The organism is Acinetobacter sp. Ver3, from assembly GCF_000632455.1.
Lineage (GTDB): Bacteria > Pseudomonadota > Gammaproteobacteria > Pseudomonadales > Moraxellaceae > Acinetobacter.
On record NZ_JFYL01000002.1, the window covers coordinates 19462 to 40701 of the forward strand.

At 40.1% G+C, this 21240-nt stretch carries 20 protein-coding genes and 1 riboswitch; of the genes, 8 read left to right on the forward strand and 12 right to left on the reverse strand.

Features of this window, described 5'->3' with window-relative positions; all coding sequences use genetic code 11:
* Window positions 1-6 precede the first annotated feature (6 nt).
* Window positions 7-642, reverse strand: a complete 636-nt coding sequence (locus CL42_RS00880; protein ID WP_035263902.1) for a response regulator — start codon at window positions 640-642, stop codon at window positions 7-9.
* A 217-nt stretch (window positions 643-859) separates the two neighbouring features.
* Between CL42_RS00880 and CL42_RS00885 the strand changes: the two genes are divergently transcribed.
* Complete coding sequence (locus CL42_RS00885; RefSeq protein WP_155756934.1) at window positions 860-1921, forward strand: serine hydrolase; 1062 nt, start codon at window positions 860-862, stop codon at window positions 1919-1921.
* Window positions 1922-1969: 48 nt separating this feature from the next.
* On the opposite strand, the gene thrC is transcribed toward CL42_RS00885, so the two are convergent.
* The 4 genes from thrC to xerD form a co-directional block, all read right to left on the reverse strand.
* Window positions 1970-3109 (reverse strand): threonine synthase, encoded by a 1140-nt coding sequence (thrC, locus tag CL42_RS00890; protein ID WP_035263904.1) that lies wholly within the window; start codon window positions 3107-3109, stop codon window positions 1970-1972.
* Between the two features lie 60 nt (window positions 3110-3169).
* On the reverse strand, window positions 3170-4474 hold the full coding sequence (locus tag CL42_RS00895) for a homoserine dehydrogenase (RefSeq protein ID WP_035263907.1): 1305 nt from the start codon (window positions 4472-4474) through the stop codon (window positions 3170-3172).
* A 124-nt stretch (window positions 4475-4598) separates the two neighbouring features.
* Window positions 4599-5414, reverse strand: coding sequence for a DsbC family protein (locus tag CL42_RS00900; protein WP_035264087.1), 816 nt, complete (start codon window positions 5412-5414; stop codon window positions 4599-4601).
* A gap of 109 nt (window positions 5415-5523) precedes the next feature.
* A complete protein-coding gene (gene xerD, locus CL42_RS00905; RefSeq protein ID WP_035263908.1) occupies window positions 5524-6441 on the reverse strand; it encodes a site-specific tyrosine recombinase XerD in 918 nt (305 codons plus the stop codon).
* A 170-nt stretch (window positions 6442-6611) separates the two neighbouring features.
* Here xerD and CL42_RS00910 point away from each other — a divergent pair, with 170 nt between their 5' ends.
* The 5 genes from CL42_RS00910 (at window position 6612) to ftsW (ending at window position 11702) form a co-directional block, all read left to right on the forward strand.
* The gene (locus tag CL42_RS00910; RefSeq protein ID WP_035264089.1) at window positions 6612-6863 is read left to right on the forward strand and encodes a FeoA family protein; all 252 of its coding nucleotides are present in this window, start codon (window positions 6612-6614) and stop codon (window positions 6861-6863) included.
* The gene (gene feoB, locus CL42_RS00915; protein ID WP_035263911.1) at window positions 6860-8716 is read left to right on the forward strand and encodes a ferrous iron transport protein B; all 1857 of its coding nucleotides are present in this window, start codon (window positions 6860-6862) and stop codon (window positions 8714-8716) included. The genes CL42_RS00910 and feoB overlap by 4 nt, the downstream gene beginning before the upstream one ends.
* 24 nt (window positions 8717-8740) lie before the next feature.
* Window positions 8741-8989 (forward strand): DUF6587 family protein, encoded by a 249-nt coding sequence (locus tag CL42_RS00920; protein ID WP_035263913.1) that lies wholly within the window; start codon window positions 8741-8743, stop codon window positions 8987-8989.
* Between the two features lie 150 nt (window positions 8990-9139).
* On the forward strand, window positions 9140-10495 hold the full coding sequence (gene murD, locus CL42_RS00925; RefSeq protein WP_035263914.1) for a UDP-N-acetylmuramoyl-L-alanine--D-glutamate ligase: 1356 nt from the start codon (window positions 9140-9142) through the stop codon (window positions 10493-10495).
* A 10-nt stretch (window positions 10496-10505) separates the two neighbouring features.
* The gene (gene ftsW, locus CL42_RS00930; protein WP_035263915.1) at window positions 10506-11702 is read left to right on the forward strand and encodes a putative lipid II flippase FtsW; all 1197 of its coding nucleotides are present in this window, start codon (window positions 10506-10508) and stop codon (window positions 11700-11702) included.
* 16 nt (window positions 11703-11718) lie between these two features.
* On the opposite strand, the gene CL42_RS00935 is transcribed toward ftsW, so the two are convergent.
* The 7 genes from CL42_RS00935 to CL42_RS00965 all read right to left on the reverse strand — a co-directional run bounded on the left by CL42_RS00935 (window position 11719) and on the right by CL42_RS00965 (window position 18409).
* Window positions 11719-11973: a zinc-ribbon domain-containing protein gene (locus CL42_RS00935; protein WP_035263916.1), complete on the reverse strand. Its 255-nt coding sequence runs from the start codon at window positions 11971-11973 to the stop codon at window positions 11719-11721.
* A 79-nt stretch (window positions 11974-12052) separates the two neighbouring features.
* A complete protein-coding gene (gluQRS, locus tag CL42_RS00940) occupies window positions 12053-12916 on the reverse strand; it encodes a tRNA glutamyl-Q(34) synthetase GluQRS (RefSeq protein WP_035263917.1) in 864 nt (287 codons plus the stop codon).
* Window positions 12917-12975: 59 nt separating this feature from the next.
* Entirely contained in the window at window positions 12976-13497 is a 522-nt protein-coding gene (gene dksA / locus CL42_RS00945; RefSeq protein WP_035263919.1) for an RNA polymerase-binding protein DksA, read from the reverse strand.
* A gap of 206 nt (window positions 13498-13703) precedes the next feature.
* Window positions 13704-14510, reverse strand: a complete 807-nt coding sequence (cpdA, locus tag CL42_RS00950; protein WP_035263920.1) for a 3',5'-cyclic-AMP phosphodiesterase — start codon at window positions 14508-14510, stop codon at window positions 13704-13706.
* 3 nt (window positions 14511-14513) lie between these two features.
* Window positions 14514-15140 (reverse strand): NUDIX domain-containing protein, encoded by a 627-nt coding sequence (locus tag CL42_RS00955; protein WP_035263922.1) that lies wholly within the window; start codon window positions 15138-15140, stop codon window positions 14514-14516.
* Between the two features lie 73 nt (window positions 15141-15213).
* Window positions 15214-17109, reverse strand: a complete 1896-nt coding sequence (gene thiC / locus CL42_RS00960; protein ID WP_035263924.1) for a phosphomethylpyrimidine synthase ThiC — start codon at window positions 17107-17109, stop codon at window positions 15214-15216.
* An 87-nt stretch (window positions 17110-17196) separates the two neighbouring features.
* A riboswitch (TPP riboswitch) is annotated at window positions 17197-17316 on the reverse strand.
* A gap of 40 nt (window positions 17317-17356) precedes the next feature.
* Complete coding sequence (locus tag CL42_RS00965; RefSeq protein WP_212771588.1) at window positions 17357-18409, reverse strand: hypothetical protein; 1053 nt, start codon at window positions 18407-18409, stop codon at window positions 17357-17359.
* 279 nt (window positions 18410-18688) lie between these two features.
* Between CL42_RS00965 and CL42_RS00970 the strand changes: the two genes are divergently transcribed.
* Window positions 18689-20029 (forward strand): TolC family outer membrane protein, encoded by a 1341-nt coding sequence (locus tag CL42_RS00970; RefSeq protein WP_035263926.1) that lies wholly within the window; start codon window positions 18689-18691, stop codon window positions 20027-20029.
* 96 nt (window positions 20030-20125) lie between these two features.
* Window positions 20126-20851: a phosphate signaling complex protein PhoU gene (gene phoU, locus CL42_RS00975; protein WP_035263928.1), complete on the forward strand. Its 726-nt coding sequence runs from the start codon at window positions 20126-20128 to the stop codon at window positions 20849-20851.
* Window positions 20852-21240: the final 389 nt, after the last annotated feature.

Consider the following 21240-nt stretch of genomic DNA (forward strand, 5'->3'; position numbering starts at 1 on the left):
ATCAAATTAAGGCTTAATCAAACCATAACGAATTGCCAAATGAGTCAGTTTGACATCACTATCGATTCCTAATTTTTCAAATATACGATAGCGGTAGGTATTCACTGTTTTTACGCTAACAAAGAGTTTGTCTGAAATTTCTTGGGCACTAATACAATTCACAACCATCATCGCGACTTGCATTTCACGTTCAGAAAGTGCGTCAAAAGGAGAGGTTTGTGTATCAGATAAATAAGAACTCGCAAGCTGTTCAGCAATATCTGCACTGAAGTATTTACCACCTTGCATGACTTTATTGATTGCACGCACCATTTCTGTGATTGGAGCTCCCTTCGTGATATAACCACGAGCCCCCGCTTTTAACAGTAGTGATGGATAGGGTTCTTCCGCTAGACCACTGACGGCGAGAACTCTGGTGTCAGGCGCTGTTTGTAATAAACGTCGAGTGGTTTCTACGCCACCGATACCAGGCATATTCACATCGAGCAAGACGACATTAGGGTGGTGTTGACGAACAAGACTAATGGCTTCTTCACCGGACTCTGCTTGACCAATGACTTGAATATCTGCTTGATCTTCAAGCATACGACAAATACCTGTACGAACTAACTCATGGTCATCTACCACTAATACCGTGATCACAAACACCTCCTCTGAAATCTATTCTTACTTTTTTGTTACATGATGCAAAAACTGCTTGCATTGGACTAACAAAAATAGCAATGCTATTCCTAATCTTTACTAAAATACTGTGCATAATCACGTGGTTTAATATTAATCACGTTTGTACCTAAATGTAAGTCATATTTGAGGTGATTAGCAATGATGCAAAATGCCTCCGTAAGATGAGTAAGTTATCGTGAAAAAACAGAAATTAACGCTAATGCATGTGCTGACTACATCAGTACTACTCTCTATGAGCTCATTGAGCTTTGCAGAATTAATTAATCATGCTAATTCTGTACCGGGGCAGGCGAGTATCAGTTGGTCATCTGAAGATGCGAGCCAATTCTTAAATAATGATAGTGTCAAAGCCTCTACTTCCTCATCAGAAGAGTATACACCTCAAGCAACGACCACAATTACAACAACAATTCGTAAATCTACAGGTCCTGCGACCTCAACATCACCAACCACACAGGTTCTTGATAATAGTCGCTATAGTAATCAACCTTCAGTGAACGCGCGTGCAGCATTGGTCATGGATGCAAATACAGGTGAGGTCTTATTTAGTAAGAACACGAATACTGCTCTACCGATTGCGTCTGTTACAAAGTTAATGACAGCTGTAGTGATTGCAGATGCACAATTAAATATGTCCGAAAATATTACCCTGCAAAGCATTGATTTTGCAGGTGCGGGTGGTAAAAACTCAAGCTCGACATTGCGTGTAGGTGACACAATGAATCGTGCTGAAGCCTTATTATTCGCTTTAATGAAATCTGAAAATCCTGCAGCTGCGGCTTTGGCTCGAACATATCCAGGAGGTCGTGCGGCTTTCGTCTCTGCTATGAATAATAAAGCACGTGCCTTAGGGATGTATTCATCTAAATTTACTGAGTCTACAGGTCTAGATCCTCGCAATGTTGCTTCTGCGCGGGACTTGGGCATCTTGGTGAGTACCGCATCACAGTACGGTCTTATTCGTCAATTTTCTACGACGCCAACCTATGACTTTAACCTCGGTTATCGTGTGTTGAAATCGAACAACACGAACTCTCTCGTTCGTAACGGTGGCTGGAATATTAACATTTCAAAGACGGGATTTATTAATGAGGCTGGGCGTTGTGTGGTGATGCATACGACTTTGAATAATCGTCCAGCTGTAGTTGTGCTTTTAGGAGCAAGCAATACTCAAGCTCGTAATGATGATGCTGTTCGCTTAATGCGTTGGACCAGTCAGTTACCACGTGCGATCTAGACCATAAATAAAAAACCCTGCATCTGCAGGGTTTTTTATGATGCAATCTTACATATTAGACAAAATTGAATCGCGTACTTGATCCATCGTTGCATCAATTGAAAGCATGACTGCATCAGAACACTGTTTGATAGCAGTATCAGGATCTTTAAGACCATTACCTGTTACAGTACAAACAATGACTGAACCTTCAGCAATTTTGCCCGCTTTAATATCGCGGATTGCACCACCAATCGAAGCTGCAGAAGCTGGCTCAACAAATACACCTTCATACATAGAAAGCAAACGTTGAGCTTCTAAGATTTCAGCATCTGTTAATTCATCAAACCAACCTTGAGAGTCACGTACTACCGCTTTCGCATGGTTCCAGCTTTGTGGGTTACCAATACGGATTGCTGTTGCAACAGTTTCAGGGTTTTGAACAGGTGCACCACGTAAGAATGGTGCTGCGCCAGAAGCTTGATAGCCAACCATCGTCGGTAAATCTTCAGGTTTAGGACCAGTGAATTGATCAGTTTCAGCATCATAAATTACTTGCTCAAATTGATCCGCAGGTTGGTTTGCAACAGCTTCTGTATAACCCATCCAGTGTGCAGTGATGTTACCTGCGTTGCCTACTGGTAAGCAGTGATAGTCAGGTGCACGACCTAATTCATCAACGATTTCGTATGCAATCGTTTTTTGGCCTTGCAAACGGTAAGGGTTGATTGAGTTTACGATAGTTACAGGGGCTTGGTCAGCAACTTCTTTAACAAGGCGCATACCGTCATCGAAGTTACCACGAATTTGCATTGTGATCGCACCATACATCATTGCTTGAGCCATTTTACCCATTGCAATTTTGCCTTCTGGAATTAAAACGAATGCTTTAATACCAGCGCGAGCAGCATAAGCGGCAGCGGCAGCAGAGGTATTACCTGTAGATGCACAGATAATCGCTTTAGAGCCTTCTTCAACCGCTTTAGTGACTGCCATGGTCATACCACGGTCTTTAAATGAACCAGTCGGGTTTAAGCCTTCGTACTTCACATAAATTTCAACATTTTTGCCAATTAAACGTGGAATATTCGCAAGCTTAATCAGTGGTGTATTACCTTCGCCTAGGGAGATTGCACGAGTAGTTGCAGACACTGGTAAACGGTCGCGATAACGGTCAACTAAACCAGTGTAACGATTGGCATTAGACATGATGATGTTCCAATTGTGTGTAGAGCTGGAGAGGGCAGCAGTACCCTCTACCCGAGATGATTAATTATCAAGCGATTCTAAACGAATTCGTACAATTTCGCCATGGATGACGGGTAATGCTTGAATTTGTGAAAGCGCTTCATCCATTTTTGATTCAACAATAGGATCTGTCAGAATCACGATAGGAATAAGGTCTTTTAAGCGAGGTTGCTGCATAATGGCATCAATACTGATTCCTGCACGACTCAAGATCGTAGTAACTTCAGCAAGTACACCTGTTTGATCTTCAGCATTAATGCGGATGTAGTAACCCGTTGTCATTTCTTCACGACTTAGAATTGGTAAGTCTGTGAGTGCTTCAAATGCTAATTGTGGAATAGTTCCAGCACCGTCTTCAGTATAAGAAATGTCACGAACGATATCGACAACGTCAGCGACTACGGCAGAAGCAGTTGGACCAGCACCAGCACCAGCACCATAATATAAAGTTGGGCCGACTGCGTTCGCTTGTACGAGAACAGCATTTTTAACGCCGTTTACATTTGCGATCAACTGATCATCTGGAATGAGCGTTGGGTGAACACGTAATTCAATGCCTTTTTCTGCACGACGTGCAATACCTAAATGCTTAATACGGAAGCCAAGATCTTCAGCATACTTCACATCTTGTGCAGTAACTTTACCAATTCCTTCAGTAAAAACTTTATCAAATTGAAGTGGAATACCAAATGCACAAGAAGCAAGAATGGTTAACTTGTGAGCAGCATCAATCCCTTCTACATCAAAGGTTGGATCTGCTTCAGCATAGCCTAGTTCTTGCGCTTCTTTCAGAACGTCCGCAAAAGCACGCCCTTTTTCACGCATTTCACTTAGGATAAAGTTGCCTGTGCCATTAATGATGCCTGCAAGCCATTCGATTTTATTGGCAGCTAAGCCTTCACGAATTACTTTGATAATTGGAATACCGCCAGCAACAGCTGCTTCATAGGCGATCTGCACAGCATTGTCTTCAGCAAGTTTAAATAATTCGTTACCATGTTCAGCTAAAAGCGCCTTATTTGCAGTGACAACTTGTTTGCCATGAACAATTGCTTCTTTGATGACTTCATAAGCAGGGTGAATACCACCCATGACTTCAACAACAACATCAACATCAGGTTGACGAACGATATCAAGAAGGTCGGCACTTTGTTTAACTGAGTCTGGAAGATTTAAATCTGGGCGAGGGCGACGAGTACCCACATAAGTAATTTGAATTTCACGACCGGTGCGACGTCTAATTTCAGCAGCGTTTTCTTGTAATAGTTTAAGGGCACCACCACCTACGGTTCCTAGACCGAGTATTGCCAGACGAACTGGTTTCACGTCACACTCCAAAAAATATGTAAAATTTTATTGAACCTAGATCATAGCTAAAAAAAGAGGCAGACTCTAGGGTCAATCGAGTTAAATATTGATGTATAAAAAGCAGTAATTTATCTCATAAATATTAGTTATTTAAGCTACGTAGTATTTCATCTGCTGTCATGTATCCACCAAGATAAACACCTTCTGAGCTGTAAATTGCAGGCGTTCCATTTACACCCATTTTTAAACCCATTTGGTACTGATCTTTAACAGGATTTTCACAGTTGGTATTGTTTAATTGTTGACCTGCAATAGCTTGATCAAATGCAGTTTTACGATCTTTACTACACCAGACACTTTCCATTGCTGGGAAATACTGTTCTCCACGTGGCCACGCGATATAACGAACTTCAATTCCTTTAGAATTGATTTCATCCATATGTTCATGCAATTTATGGCAGTAAGGGCAGCTGATATCTGTAAAAACGTAAACGATATGTTTGGTTTTAGATTTAGCTGGATAAATAATGAGATCTTCAGCTTTTAACTGGCTTAGTAACCCTTTACTCAATGCCGACTGGAAGGATTGTCCAATATCTTCAACTTTTTTATTACCTAAACGTAGTAAATCACCTTGGAAAATATATTGACCATCTGCAGTAGTGTATACCGCAGTCATACCCTCTAAATTGACCCAGTAAAGATTTGGTACTTCGGTTGGTTTAATGTCGATAATTTTGGCATTGATATTTGCGGTTTTAAAATTTTTCTCTAACTTTTGAATCAAGCGTTGTTGCGCATTTCGCTCAGTTAAATTTGATGCTTGGCCGGTTGCTGGAGCAGTTGCCGTTAAAGTACCATCTGATTTTTGTGTGTCTTCAGATTTGGAGCATGCACTCATAAAAAGCGTCGTTGCAAGGGTAGAAGCGAATAAAATTTTCGAACGGGTAAATAACATAAACAACCCTTTTAAAGTTTTCAGCATTATTTTTACTGCGCTAAGCATAACAAAAAATATTCTCAAATCGTAAATTATAGCTCAGTGCTACAAAATTCAGATCGATGACTTAGCCACGGGGATGATGCTGAGCATGAAGTTGTTGCATGCGAATTTGTGCAACATGCGTATAAATTTGTGTTGTCGATAAATCACTATGCCCGAGGAGCATTTGTACCACTCGGAGATCTGCACCGTGATTGAGCAGGTGAGTTGCAAAAGCATGTCTTAATGTATGGGGGGATAGCTCTGTCGCTATACCTGCTTGGAGGGCATAACGTTTGATGGCATACCAAAAGTTTTGACGGCTCATAATCCCGCCATGTTGGGTCAGAAATAAGTAATCTGTAGCACTTTTATAGAGTTGTGGACGAGCTTCTGCTAAATATTTTTCAATCCATTCCACAGCAATTTGCCCCAAAGGAACTAAACGTTCTTTATTTCCCTTGCCCAAGATTCGCAAAAAACCCTGATTGAGATTGATGTGATCTATTCTTAAATTAATCAGTTCGCTCACGCGTAAACCACAAGCATAAAGGACTTCAAGCATCGTGCGATCACGCAAGCCTAACGCTGTGTTTGTATCTGGTGCTTGAATGAGTGATTCAACATCTTGCTCAGATAAATCTTTAGGTAACGCTCGTCCTAACTTGGGTGTTTTGTGTGCGGCTATAGGATTATCTGTTCTTAAATTTTGCTCTCTTAAAAATTTATAGAAAGACCGAAGTGCCGATAAAGTGCGAGCAATTGATCGAGGACTTTTTCCTTGTTTGGTGAGCTCAATCAGTACATCTGAAATATCATCATGTGACCATAAGTTCATGGGGCTGGTTAACAGAGTACTGCATTGGACTAAATCTGTGAGATAGGCATTTCGGGTGTGCGGACTAACAGACTGAGCGATTAAATAATCTCGAAATCCGTGTAAGAACGAAAGTTGTTCTGGAATTTGGATGGGGGCTGGAATTCGAGGTTTCTTATTAATCATAGGGATATTCGATTGAGAAATTCGATTGATTTAATTGAGATTATCTAATGTAGTGTAATTTTCTATGCATGTCGATGTGTTATAAGAAGATGCGAATCATTCTTGATGAGAATGCGGTAATAATTCTCATTTGTATGTATACTGTTCAAAATTTTTTAGGGTTAGGTACGGTGCGTTTATCTGATTTGAAAGTCAAACAATCTGCCATCATTACGCAAGTGCATCGCACTGTAGATGGTACTTCTACAGATATGGTGGCAAGTCGTTTAGAAACGCTAGGATTTGTTGCCGGAACTAAAGTACAAGTCATTACGAAAGGACTGTTTGGCGGCGATCCAATTCTCATTCAAGTGGGTTTTACTCGCTTTGCCTTAAGAAAAAATGAAGCACAAAAAATTGAAATAGAAGGAGTGTCGGCATGAGCGATGCGTTGCGTGTTGCCCTTGTTGGTAATCCTAACTGTGGTAAAACTTCATTATTCAATCATTTGACTGGAACACGCCAAAAAGTAGGTAACTATGCAGGTGTAACCGTTGAGCGAAAAATTGGTCACTTCACGCTAAACTCAGGTAAAGCGGTTCGTGTTTTAGACTTGCCAGGAACGTATAGTTTAGACGCAACTAGTCCAGATGAAGAAATCACCCGTGATGTTGTTTATGGGAAAATTGCGGAAGAAGGTCATCAAGATGCATTTTTATGCGTTGTTGATGCAACCAATCTGAAGTTGCACCTTGGTTTAGTTTTGGAGTTGATCCAATTGGGTCGTCCAATGCTACTCGTACTTAACATGATGGATGAAGCTCGTCGTCGTGGAATGCAAATAAATACCCAAAAGCTTTCTGAGCGCTTAGGCATTCCAGTTGTAGAAACGGTTGCTGTGCGTCGCTCAGGTATTGAAAACCTGATGAATGCGCTAGATCATGGCAAATATGCTGTTCCTCAAACTGAGCTGACAGGTTTGAAAGGATCTGATCACGACAAAGTTGAAGCGATTGTCAAAGATGCCGTTCAATTTGTTGAATTTGATGATAAACGTTCAGTTTTTCTCGATAAAATCTTTCTGCACCCAGTACTTGGTCTATTCAGTTTAGCGGTGATGATGTTCATCATTTTCCAAGCAGTTTTTGCTTGGGCGGCACCCTTCATGGATGGTATTGAGACGTTCTTTGGCTGGTTGGGTGAAGTCGTTGGTGAGAATATTGCACATCCATTACTCAATAGTTTAGTGGTTGATGGAATTATCGCGGGTGCAGGTGGTGTAGTTGTCTTTTTGCCTCAGATTCTCATCTTATTCTTCTTTATCTTGGTGCTTGAAGAATCAGGTTATTTACCCCGAGCGGCATTCTTACTTGATAAGTTGATGTATAAAGCAGGTCTTTCGGGACGTGCATTTATTCCATTACTGTCGAGTTTTGCGTGTGCAATTCCTGGAATCATGGCATCACGGACTATTAGTGATCCAAGAGACCGTTTGACCACGATCTTTGTTGCGCCATTGATGACTTGTTCAGCTCGTTTACCCGTCTATGCGTTGTTGATTGCAGCTTTTGTGCCTTCTCAAACGGTTTGGGGACTATTTAACCTTCAAGGTTTAGTGCTGTTCGGTCTATATATGGCAGGGATTGTGAGTGCACTGATCGTATCGTTTGTGTTGAAGTTTTTCCAAAAAGATAAATCTCAACATATGTTATTGATGGAACTTCCAAGCTATCGTTTTCCAGATTTGAAAAACGTGTGGATTGGCTTGCTTGATCGAGCAAAAATCTTTTTGAAGCGAGTCGGTGGAATCATCTTTGCGCTTTCTATTTTGTTGTGGTTCTTGTGCACATTCCCACAACCACCAGAAGGTGCAACCTTACCTGCGATTGATTATTCATTTGCGGGGATGTTAGGTCATTTGATGCAACCAATCTTTGCGCCATTAGGCTTTAATTGGCAGATCTGTATTGCCTTAATTCCAGCCATGGCTGCGCGTGAAGTTGTCGTTGCTGCTTTAGGCACGGTGTATGCTTTGTCTGCTGTTGATGAGGATGCGATGTCGGAAGGCTTGGCATCACTGATTAGTAGTGGTGGGGATTTGGGCTGGTCTTTAGCAACAGGATTATCACTTTTGGTCTGGTTCATTTATGCACCACATTGTTTGGCGACATTAGCGACAGTGAAACGCGAAACAGGTTCTTGGAAGACAGTTGGCTTGATGACCGTCTATTTATTTGGTTTAGCGTACTTTATGTCGTTCTTGACCTATCAAGTCGCGACCAGCGTGTTAGCTTAAATCTGAAGAGTTGAGGAGACTGAGATGATTGAAATTCTAATTATTACGGCATTGGTCCTTTGGAGTGCATTGGTCGTATTCAAAAAGGTTTTTCCACAGACGTCAAATTCAGTCTTTATGAAATTGTCAGATGCCACGGAAAGAAAAGGGTGGAAGGCACTATCAAAGTGGCTTAAACCCAAAATGACTGCTGGATGTGGCGGAAATTGCGCTTGTCCTGTTTCAGACAAGGAAACACCCAAGTTAAACCCTCAAGCTGTGAAATGGAAGTAGTTTACTTCAATAAAAAAACCGCCTAAATTGGCGGTTTTTTTACGCATGGACACAAAATAATGTCAAGATTATGAAATCAAAAAAAGCATTCAAAGCAGCAAAGTGCTAACATTTTGGCAGTTTCTAATTAGACTAAAATATGGGGCAGAAATGTTAATACAGCGTGGTGGATTAAAAGTTGTCGCAGGACTCGGAATTTCGGGTGTTGCTGCGGTAAATTTTCTACATGAAAAAGGCTATCACGTTGCAGTAACAGATTCGAGGACCTCTCCACCTGGACATGATCAAATTCCACCTGAAGTCCAAACTAGCTTTGGGAAATTTGACGAAGAAATGTTGTTGTCTGCTGAGGAAATTATTATCAGTCCAGGGCTTGATCCTAAACTGCCAGTGATTCAAACAGCACTTGCACAAGGCATTCCTGTTGTCAGTGAAATTCAAATTTTACGACGTGCGACTGAAAAGCCTATTGTTGCAATAACAGGTTCTAATGCAAAAAGTACAGTGACCACCTTGATCGGCTTAATGGCGAAATATGCAGGCAAAAAAGTTGCTGTAGGGGGGAATTTAGGACGTCCAGCCTTAGATTTAACCAAAGATGATCCAGAGCTATATATCTTAGAACTATCCAGTTTCCAATTAGAAACTACATCGAACTTAAATGCTGAAGTTGCTGTCGTCTTAAATATGAGCGAAGACCATCTCGATCGTCATGGCGATATGATGGGATATCACACTGCCAAACATCGTATTTTTCAAGGTGTCAAGAAAGTGGTCTTCAATCGGGATGACTCTTTGACACGTCCTTTAGTACCTGATGCAACGCCAATGCAGAGTTTTGGGCTCAATGCACCAGATATGAATCAATATGGTGTACTCAGAGATACTGATGGCACGATGTGGCTAGCAAGGGGGCGTGAACGTTTATTGAAAAGTTCTGAGATGTATATTCAAGGGACACACAATGTCGCAAATGCACTTGCGTGTTTAGCTTTAGGTGAAGCGATAGGTCTACCATTAGAGGTCATGCTCGAAACTTTGAAAACCTTCAAGGGGTTGGAACATCGCTGCGAATTTGTCAAAGAAGTGCAAGGTGTTCGTTATTATAACGACTCAAAAGGTACAAATATTGGGGCAACCTTAGCAGCATTAGACGGCTTAGGTGCGGCGATCGCAGTACAGAAAGCTAAAGTTGCCATCATTTTAGGTGGTCAAGGTAAAGGGCAAGATTTTAATGCTTTAAGAAAATCATTAACGGAATTTGCAAAACTCGCGGTACTCATTGGTGAAGATGCGCCAGTGATTGAACAAGCAATTCAAGGCACAACCACAATTCTTCACGCTACATCATTAGAAGAAGCCGTAAAATTATGCCAAGCAAATACACAGCAACATGATGTGGTATTGCTTTCGCCAGCATGTGCAAGTTTTGATATGTTTACAGGCTATCCACAACGCGGACATCAATTTGTTGCTTGTGTGAATGCGCTGCACGAAGAACAATAAGGACGAAGATATGGCTGAGTCAGCTCAGACAACGATTGATAAAGTGAATAAAATTTACCAACGTTGGTTACCACGTATTCCAAGTGAAATTACATCAAGGAATGTTCTAATTTTTTGTGTGATTGCACTGCTCTGTATTGGAACGGTGATGGTTGGTTCAGCTTCTATGCCTTACGCAGAAAGATTGCATGAAAATCCATTCCACTATGTCATCCGCCATGCCATATCCATCGTGGTTGCGTTTGTCGCAGCAATTTTGGTTTATCGTGTTTCGTTAAATACCTGGTTTAATAACACATTTCCGTTATGGATGATGACTATGGCATTGCTTGTCGCGGTGTTATTAGTCGGTTCGGAAGTGAACGGTTCGACGCGTTGGATTCGAATCGCAGGATTTACCTTCCAGCCTACTGAAGCTGCGAAAGTGATGATGGCTATTTTTACTGCAGATTATGTTGTCCGTCGGGCAGAAGAAGTGCGGAATAATGTGAAAGGGCTGGCACGATTAGCAACAGTAATGCTATGTACAGTTGGTTTGATTATTGCTGAACCTGACTTAGGTGCAACGGTAGTGGTTGCCTTAACGATGTTAGGGGTGTTCTTTCTTGCAGGTGCGCCACTAATCCAGTTTGGTATTGCATTGGGTGCCATTATCATGGCATTTGTAGTGCTGGTTGTGTTCGAGCCTTATCGTTTCGAGCGTTTAATGTCTTTTACCAATCCATGGGCAGATCCTTTAGGTTCTGGTTATCAGCTTTCAAATGCGCTTATGGCCTTTGGACGTGGTGAATGGTTAGGGGTAGGCTTAGGCCATAGTATTCAAAAAATGTCTTATCTACCTGAGGCGCATACGGACTTTATGTTGGCTATTTTGGCAGAAGAGTTCGGTTTCATGGGCATTACGGTTGTTCTCGCACTGTCATTTCTTATGGTGGGTGCGTGTATTCGAATAGGGCATCGTGCCATTCAGCATCAATTTTTGAGAGCGGGTTATTTGGCTTACGGGATTAGCATTATTTTTGTTCTGCAAATTATGGTAAATGCTGGCATGAATATGGGGCTGCTCCCAACTAAAGGTTTAACTTTACCATTTATTAGTTATGGTGGTTCATCTCTGATTATGTGTGCTGTCATGGTCAGTTTAATGCTGAAAATTGAAGCAACAACCCAAGAAAAGAATCAGGCCAAGGAAGTATCTAGTTTTTAAAATACACGATTGTATCTTAAGCATTCAAATCTGATGATGGTGGAGTACTATTTTGCTGCAACACCATTGTTGGCATATGTGTGCCACAGTTTAAACAGGTGACTTGACCAGATTTGGGTTTTGATAGTGGAATCAATGGAATAAAAAATAAAGAAAAATAATTGCGTTGTTGTTTAATTTCATAATTGCTATATGTACGACAGACTGGGCATAGAAATTGCCCTTTTTCCGTTTTGATGGTTTTAGGTCCTACCCCAAAAATAAAAAACATAATGAACTCCTGATTAATCTATCTAAATGGAATTCAAAAACATTTTCAGCTGAATAACAAGCATGATTCTGTATGGACACTATTCAAAAACACCTTGTATGGTGGTGCCAACTGGAATTTTCTTACGATCCCATTGTTGAATTGCCTGTAGAAGCATGCGATTTGGTTGATCTAGATCAACTGGATCTTGTCCTAATGCGTGAATAGCTTTGTTCAAGAGTTGGGGGGCTTGGGTGAGATCAAGTGCTACAGCTAAATTTTGCTTAGAAAGCTTTGTACCATCTTTATTCATTGCTAGGGGCAAATGCATATACTGAAGTTCAGGGTAGCCCAATAATCGCCCTAACCAAATTTGTCGTTCAGTGTTATCTAGCAAATCAGCACCACGCACAACATGAGTCATTCCTTGTAGATAATCATCCACAACCACGGCGAGCTGATAATTAATAATACCGTCGCGACGTTTAAGAATAAAATCTCCTAATTCATTGGTCAAATTAGAGCAATGCTGACCTTGTAAAAGATCCTCAAAACAAATCAACTCGTCTGATGTTTTAACCCGAATGGCTTGTTGATCGTGTGGTAGTTTTAAATCGCGGCAAGTAGCGCTATAGATATGATTAGAGCCTAAGATTTTGCGTGTACATTGGCAGGCATAGGTGAGGTCACGTTGCTGAAGATCATTTAAGACAGATTCATAGATGTTTAAACGGTCTTTTTGAAAGATAATTTCGTCATCAAACTCGAAACCGAAAGCTTCAATACATGACAAGATATGTTCTTCACTACCAGGATATATGCGAGGGATGTCTGTATCTTCAATTCGTACAACCCATTTGCCTGCATGAGATCTTGCTTCACAATAGCTTGCAACAGCTGTAATGAGTGATCCAAAATGAAGAGGGCCGGTTGGCGATGGCGCAAACCGACCTACATAAGCCATCCTGTTGTCCCCCTCCTTTATCAAAGGAGGGGTTAGGGAAGGATTATTAAATAACATGATTAACCGTTATTTTGTTTCTCTTTAATTTCAGCTAAAGTTTTGCAATCAATGCAAAGCGTCGCTGTTGGACGAGCCTCTAAACGACGTAAGCCAATTTCGATCCCACAGGTTTCACAGAAACCATAGTCATCATTTTTGATTGCTTCGATAGATTGTTCAATTTTGCGAATTAACTTGCGTTCACGGTCACGAGTACGAAGCTCAATCGCAAACTCTTCTTCTTGCGTTGCACGGTCATTTACATCAGGCAATGCAGTATTTTCATCTTGCATTGTATTTAATGTTCGATCCACTTCTGACATTAACTCGTCTTTCCATGCCAATAAAATTTGACGGAAATGCTCAAGTTGACCTTCAGACATGTATTCTTCATTTTTTTTCGGCTGATAAGGCTCGATGCCAAATAGACTCGCTGTAGTACCGCCTTCGGAAGTCTTTGGCTTGGTCTTACGCACGCGTTTTACTTTTTCAGCAACTACGTTGTTTTCTTCCAAGACTTGATTTTGGTTGTCATTCGCCATAAAGGGCATTCCTCATCATATGCGTGTTTGCGTACGCAAAAAATATGGTGATATGCAAGTGTTTTTATCGCTTCCGATAGATTGTTGCTATCGGGGGCGTCATCATATAGATTTTTTATCAAAGATGAAAGCTATGAATATCTGTTTTGGACTGTTCAGATTCCATTCGGACAGATAACTTAATCCAAAACACTTTAAAAGAAAAGCTAATAACCTGAAATTTCTTTATTAATATTTTGCGCAAAATTTTGTAGGCGATGAACACGTGTTTCAAAGCTACCATCAGCTTTCAATAGCAGGCTGCGATAGCCTGGTGCAAGGTCATCAAAGGCAAAATCTTCAGTCTTTGGTTTAAACTGAACAGAGGTAGAAGGCGTTGATAAAAATTGAATATTTTTCCAGACATTCAACGAATCTTGGTGCACATGTCCAAAGATCACTGCTTGAATGTGTTGATATTCTGCCATGATCTGTGTCAATTGATCTGAATTTTTTAAGATGTGTCGATCAATCCACTTGGAATTCATTTCAAGTGGGTGATGATGACACGCCAAAATGACTGGGTGCTGCTGTGTTTCCTGAAGAATCATTGATAAATGATTCAATTGTTCTGCTTTAATCCAACCATCTACTTTGTGGGGCACAGCACTATTTAATAGGACGATTTTCCACGTTCCGAAAGTTAACACGGCCGGTATAGGATCAGGCGCTGCAAAAGGAAAATATTCGGCATCATCATGATTGCCTGGAATTTGATAAAACGGAATATTCAAATTTTTCATGAAACTCAAATATCGCTGATAAGTTGCCTCATGTGGTACCTGTGCCAAGTCACCTGTATGAATAATCGCATCAATGTCTTGATAGCGATTTAAAATATCATTGATCACTGCATGAAAACTTTGTTCAGGATTTATCTGAACAAACGGCGTGTCAGGATGATCCATGAGATGGGTATCGGTAATTTGGATAATGAGCTGATCATTTTTATTCTGTTTGATTAAAGGCGTCATAAATTACCTCAGCGCTATAGAGGTAGTAGCAATGTGCTGTTTGAGCCATTGCAGAGCCATGATGACAGGTGCATTACACAATCGTTTGGATGCCAATAATGGTTCAAGATCTGAATAAGCTAAGATATGCAGTTGGATATTCTCACCTTCATCTGGCATACCATGAATACCGCCTTGCTCAGGAAGATCTGCTTCTGCAACATACAAATGAAAAACTTCATCGCACGCACCAGCAGAAGGGTAGAAGGTAAATAAATGTTCCAGATTACGAATTTCACAACCAGATTCTTCTAAACTCTCACGCTGAATACATGTTTCAGGTGATTCATCGCCATCTAATACGCCTGCAATGATTTCTAGTTGCCATGGGGAGATAGGATCATCGATTGCACCAATTCGGAATTGTTCAATCAGTGCAAAGCGCTTGAGCGCATCATTGTAGATGAGTACACCAGCAGCTTCTTTACGATGCACTAATTCACGATGAATTGTTGGGGTATAAGTATTCTCACCAAATAAACGATGTGTGATGCTCACTTTCTCTATACGAATGAATCCTTGATAAAGGGATTCGCGAGAATGGACCTTAAAATCTTTATTATTGTAGGTGGCTTTTTCAAGAATTTTCATTCGTATACGTTAGGACAAAAATTTATTTCATCCTAACTGAGATTGCATTAAAGAAAAACAGGTTTTTTAATTTTTACAGCTTCTGATACAACTTTTGTCCTTGCTTATGATACTCATTTTTCATCGCGTTGAGACCTGATTCAATCTCTTGATTTAACTTGAGATCTAGATTATCAGACTGCTGATTTTGAGCGTATTCACGCACATTTTGGGTAATCTTCATTGAGCAAAATTTAGGTCCACACATCGAACAGAAATGCGCTGATTTATGTGCCTCTTTAGGCATGGTTTCATCATGCATACTACGTGCTGTATCAGGATCTAAACTTAAGTTAAATTGATCTTCCCAACGAAACTCAAAACGTGCTTTTGAAAGCGCATTATCACGGACTTGAGCACCTGGGTGTCCTTTGGCGAGGTCTGCAGCATGTGCTGCAATTTTATAGGTAATAATGCCATCTTTGACGTCCTTTTTATTGGGTAGACCTAAATGCTCTTTAGGTGTTACGTAACAAAGCATCGCTGTTCCATACCAACCGATCATGGCTGCACCAATTGCTGAAGTAATATGATCATAACCAGGTGCAATATCTGTTGTTAATGGTCCTAATGTATAAAAAGGTGCTTCTTTGCAAACCTCAAGTTGTAAATCCATATTTTCTTTAATCATATGCATAGGAACATGACCAGGACCTTCGATCATGACTTGTACATCGTGTTCCCAAGCTCGATGGGTTAATTCTCCTAATGTACGTAGTTCGGAAAATTGGGCTTCGTCATTGGCATCTTGAATGCACCCAGGGCGTAAACCATCACCTAAGCTGAATGAGACATCATAGGCTTTCATGATCTCGCAGATTTCATCAAAATGGGTGTATAAGAAATTTTCTTTATGATGTGCAAGACACCACTGTGCCATGATTGAACCACCGCGTGAAACGATGCCCGTTAAGCGATTGGCTGTGAGAGGAACATAGCGCAATAAAACACCAGCATGAATCGTGAAGTAATCAACCCCTTGCTCAGCTTGTTCGATTAAAGTGTCTTTAAAAATTTCCCATGTAAGATCTTCTGCGATTCCATCCACCTTTTCTAATGCTTGATAAATCGGAACAGTTCCAATAGGTACAGGAGAATTTCGAATAATCCACTCGCGTGTTTCATGAATATTTTTACCTGTAGACAAATCCATGATGGTGTCAGCACCCCAACGTGTTGCCCATGTCATTTTTGCTACTTCTTCATCAATGGATGAACCCAGTGCTGAGTTGCCAATATTGGCATTGATTTTCACTAGGAAATTTCGTCCGATAATCATCGGTTCGAGTTCAGGATGATTGATATTGGCAGGAATAATGGCACGACCTGCAGCGACTTCTTGGCGTACAAATTCAGGTGTAATTTCTAATAAATTTTTTGCACCAAAGTTTTGACCAACATGTTGGCGAGTATCCACACCTTCGCGTTGCTTTTGGTTTTCTCGAATCGCAATGTATTCCATTTCAGGCGTGATAATACCCTGCTTAGCATAATGCATTTGCGTAACGTTATGTCCTGGTTTAGCTCGACGAGGTTTCTGGATATGTGCGAAACGAATGCCAGCTGTACGAATATCTTGAAGACGTTCTCGCCCAAATTTTGAGCTTAATGTCGCGAGTTGTTCTGTATCTGCGCGCTCTTCAATCCATGTATCTCTGAGGTTTGGTAGGCCTCGATTTAAATCAATTTGAATCTCAGGGTCGGTATAAACACCTGAAGTGTCATACACCATGATGGCAGGATTATACTCACCGCCTAAGCCCGTTGGTGTATCAGAGAGTGCAATTTCACGCATGGGTACGCGAATATCTGGACGAGAACCTTGAACATAGACTTTTTTTGACGCCGGTAAAATGCGGGTGAGATCTTGAGCATCTTGCTCATGTTGAGCAGAGAGATCTGTATTTGAAAGATTCGTTAATTGGTTCATTGCAATGATCCTTATGAATGACATCAACGAATCAAGCACGACCAAAAACGGTGGCGGAATTATCCTGAATGAATAACCGAGAACAAAGTTTTTAGATGGCTTGATTCCTACGCAGGTATTAACCTGATCAGGTTCAACGGTACTCACCATCAAAACAATGTTTTAGGTGATCTCAGCGAGTTATTACTCGCGCTCCGTCAAGCGATGCCAAAATATTAACATATAAAGTCAGATTAAAGTCATCAGACTAGGATGCATAACAAATTGCGTCTTTAAAGCAATTACGACGATTTTCAAGATCAACAGTTTTTAAGTTTAAATAGCGACTTAGCTGTATAAGAACTTGCGGATTTTCATCAGTCTGATTTGAAGTTAATTTACTTTTTTGTTGTGAATCCAGTTCGATAAATTTTAAGAAAAGTCTCGCTTGATCTGCTAAACGACTATTTTTCATATTTGCGAGTTGTTCGATTTCAGCTAAAGCATCGGGAGTAATTTCAACACGTCCTTCAAAATCATGAGAAACAGGATCATGTTTGAGACCTTTAAATAATAGATTTGAATAAAAATGGTAAAGGTACTCTGCATCTAAACGGAAACTGCTTTGAGGATATTTTTTTAGATAATTTTCCCAATACTGGGCACGTCTAGAAATCTCTTGTGCTTCAAGATGAAAATGAGGATCTTCAAATTGTGCTTGCTGATTTTGTTCAGCAAGTTCCTGCATAAATGCTTGTTCTGCCTCAGGGAAATAGGGGGCAAATACTCGTGCTAAATAGTATGGGTTTCTTTGATAAGTTGCTTGGTGGTTAATATCGACGAGATCAATATATGCTTGACCCTTGTGCCGAAGTAAATATTGATCTCGTGGATGTAATTTTTCAATTTGTGATTGTTGAATCGTCGGAAATTGCGACTGGTCATGAGCATATAAATCAAAAGCTTTTTGCTGATCAGCTGATCGATCTATACTTAAGAAATTTCTATACATGATGTCTGCCAAACCGATCAATTCTTTCTGTTCCTGAAATGGCATTAAGGGAAGACAAAGTCGAATATCTTGATTGATTTGCTCAATGGCGAATGTAGTCCGTTGAGCAGTTATCCCGAGCATTTCTTTTTTGAGTTTTTGACAAATGAGGTTGAGATCAGGTGTGGTGTTCTGGTTTTGGGTTGGGTTTGGAGATTCAGTAGGAATTTCTTCGGAAATCGGCTTTTGACACGCAGTTAAGCCAAGACTTACGACCATAAGAGTCAATAATTGACGAATGGGCTTAAACGTGTGCAAAAATGACTTCATTGAGATATCAAAATACAGTTAAAGTGTGAAATGAGGCGCAAATAGATTTTCACTTATTTTAAAACCGTACAGTGAAATTTATTGTAGTTGCTTCGCAATCAAGCGTTAAAGTAATGTATAAAAAACATACACCAATGCGCATAATTCAAAATAATTCTCCGGATTAAATGAAAAAATAATAAAATTGATACGTAAAAAGCTCGATTAAAGATTATATTTGCAACATCCTATTCTAATTACTTGTTATTCAAATGCTTAAGGTACTGTGAAGTCATTATCATGAAAAAAACTCTACTTGCAGTCAGTTTAATTGCGCTTAGCCCGATGAGCTTTGCATTGAACCTCGTTGAAGCCTATGAGCGAGCAAAGCAAACCGATCCAAATTGGCAAGCCAACGTGTTGCAGTATGAGGCTGATCAGTTAAATATAGGTTTAGCAAAAGGTAATTTGCTGCCGACAGTAACCGTTTCAGGAAATGTGACGCGTAAAAACCAAGATGTAAATCGTTCAAGTACAGAATCGAATCCTTTTTTTAATAGTTCTAACCTGTTGGCATCGACATCGACCACTCGTCAAATTGCGATTACTGCACGACAACCCATTTTCAGAATGGATGCTTGGCAGGGATATAAACAGGTAAAAACCTCAGTTCAACTGAGTGAAGTCACTTTAAAACAGCAACAGCAACAACATATATTAAATGTCTCTGAAGCTTATTTTAATGTACTACGTCAACAGGCTTTAACGCTCACTAACGCTCAAGAAGAAAAAGCATTATTCGAGCAGCTCAATATGATGAATGCCAAACTCAAAGAAGGTTTAGTTGCTGAAAGCGATGTGAGCGAAGCGAATGCACAATATCAAAATGCGCGAGCAAATCGAATTGCGACAGGTGTTCAATTAATCTTGGCACAAGAGCAACTTGCTCAGTTGATTGGACCTTACCAAGAAAAGCTCGCTGTTTTAAGTGATGATTTCGAGTATCAAAAGCCTGTACCGAATATCATGAGTGAATGGACTAAATTAGCTCAAGAACAGAATCTTGAAATTCTACAAGCGCGTTTGCAACGTCAATATGCCAATGATCAGCGACGTGTAGAGCAAGCGGCGCTTTATCCTCAAGTCGAAGCAGTAGTCACTTATGGTTATAGTGAACAGTCACCACAAACAGCTATATCAAGTGATGGGAAATTTGATCAGGTGGGTGTAGAAATGAACTGGAATGCCTACACCGGTGGACGAACTAAAATTAATATTGATAAAGCGAAAAAAAATGTTGAAAAGTCGGAACGCCAATTAGAAGCTGCGATACGTAAAGCAACCACAGATGCTAAAAAATCTTACCTACAAATTGATATGGATAGTGCTACATTGCAAGCGCGCAAAGCTGCCATGGATTCTTCAGCATTAGTCGCGAAAGCATCCCAAGCTCAGTATGATGAAGGGCTTAAAAGTATGGTTGATGTGTTGCTTGCGCAAAGAAATGCTTTTGCAACGCGATTAGATTTTGTGAATGCTCAATATGATTATGTGTTGAATGTGTTGAGGTTGAAGGCTTCTGTGGGGCAATTGAATGAAAATGAGCTTCGTCAAATGAATGCATGGTTAGTTGAAAAATAGAATAAATTGATTGTTTTGTCATCAAATATTCACAATTGATATGCTTTAATATGGCAAAAATTTCAATCTATTCACGCTGTGTGGAGTAATAAGACTTTGAGCTCTAATAATCCTGTACTTAGCCACCATATTTCTTCTCAATTTAACGAAGATTTGCAAGATGTCCATACCAAATTTATGGCGATGGGTGGTTTGGTTGAGCAACAAGTTGCTAATGCCATTCATGCTCTTTTAGACACCAATGTGAATTTGGCTGTAGATGTCCAATTTCAGGATAATACGGTAAATCGCTATGAGCGTGAAATTGATGAAGGCTTGACTTTGATTTTAGTACGCCGTCATCCTGCTGCAAGTGATCTCCGTATGGTGATTGCAATGAGCAAGGCCAATACCGATTTAGAACGTATAGGTGATGAAGCAGCTAAAATTGCACGTATAGCCCAAAATCTATGTGAAGAAGGTGAGTCACCTCGTGGTTATATGGAAACACGTCATATCGGTAACCAAGTTCGAGTAATGATTCATGATGCATTGGATGCATTTGCACGCGTTGATGCAGAGCAAGCACTAAAAGTATTGTTGGCTGATGCAGATATCGATCGTGAATACCAATCTGCTACACGTACATTAATGACTTACATGATTGAGGATCCTCGTCATATTTCTCGTGTTCTGAATGTTATGTGGGTGCTGAGATCTCTAGAGCGTATTGGTGACCATGCGCGTAATATTTCTGAACAAGTGATTTATATGGCTAAAGGCTACGATGTTCGTCACACCAGTGTGGAAGAGATTGAGGAAAAAGTTCAAGGTAATCATTAAAATAGAATTCGTCTCAAACACAAAAACCTCGAACATCGAGGTTTTTTTATGCGGACACTAAACTTGAGTTCTGTAAAACATATAGACAAAAAAATTCCTAGATTTTGGGGGAAATCTAGGAAGGAAAACTGATGAAACAGTACGCTGTTATTATTATTTGTTCACTCATAATCTTGCTATGAAATAATAATATTTAAATTATGTGTAAAGTTCAGCTATAAAAGTGTGATTTTGTGTAATTTAATATTAATAAAATGTAAACTGGTTAACATTTAAGTATCTTATTCAATCCTGCCTATTTTATTGGTTTATGTCAATTATCATGATGATTTAAAAGTATTTTAGAATCGTTGAAATAAAAAAAGCCCTGAATATCAGGGCTTTTTTCA

Coding starts and splice junctions, on each gene's coding strand:
- thiC (WP_035263924.1), bottom strand. CDS start 17,109: ATGAACCAATTAACGAATCTTTCAAATACAGATCTCTCTGCTCAACAT.
- dksA (WP_035263919.1), bottom strand. CDS start 13,497: ATGGCGAATGACAACCAAAATCAAGTCTTGGAAGAAAACAACGTAGTT.
- xerD (WP_035263908.1), bottom strand. CDS start 6,441: ATGATTAATAAGAAACCTCGAATTCCAGCCCCCATCCAAATTCCAGAA.
- ftsW (WP_035263915.1), top strand. CDS start 10,506: ATGGCTGAGTCAGCTCAGACAACGATTGATAAAGTGAATAAAATTTAC.
- CL42_RS00970 (WP_035263926.1), top strand. CDS start 18,689: ATGAAAAAAACTCTACTTGCAGTCAGTTTAATTGCGCTTAGCCCGATG.
- gluQRS (WP_035263917.1), bottom strand. CDS start 12,916: ATGGCTTATGTAGGTCGGTTTGCGCCATCGCCAACCGGCCCTCTTCAT.
- CL42_RS00900 (WP_035264087.1), bottom strand. CDS start 5,414: ATGTTATTTACCCGTTCGAAAATTTTATTCGCTTCTACCCTTGCAACG.
- CL42_RS00965 (WP_212771588.1), bottom strand. CDS start 18,409: ATGAAGTCATTTTTGCACACGTTTAAGCCCATTCGTCAATTATTGACT.
- murD (WP_035263914.1), top strand. CDS start 9,140: ATGTTAATACAGCGTGGTGGATTAAAAGTTGTCGCAGGACTCGGAATT.
- feoB (WP_035263911.1), top strand. CDS start 6,860: ATGAGCGATGCGTTGCGTGTTGCCCTTGTTGGTAATCCTAACTGTGGT.
- thrC (WP_035263904.1), bottom strand. CDS start 3,109: ATGTCTAATGCCAATCGTTACACTGGTTTAGTTGACCGTTATCGCGAC.
- CL42_RS00920 (WP_035263913.1), top strand. CDS start 8,741: ATGATTGAAATTCTAATTATTACGGCATTGGTCCTTTGGAGTGCATTG.
- CL42_RS00935 (WP_035263916.1), bottom strand. CDS start 11,973: ATGTTTTTTATTTTTGGGGTAGGACCTAAAACCATCAAAACGGAAAAA.
- cpdA (WP_035263920.1), bottom strand. CDS start 14,510: ATGACGCCTTTAATCAAACAGAATAAAAATGATCAGCTCATTATCCAA.
- CL42_RS00955 (WP_035263922.1), bottom strand. CDS start 15,140: ATGAAAATTCTTGAAAAAGCCACCTACAATAATAAAGATTTTAAGGTC.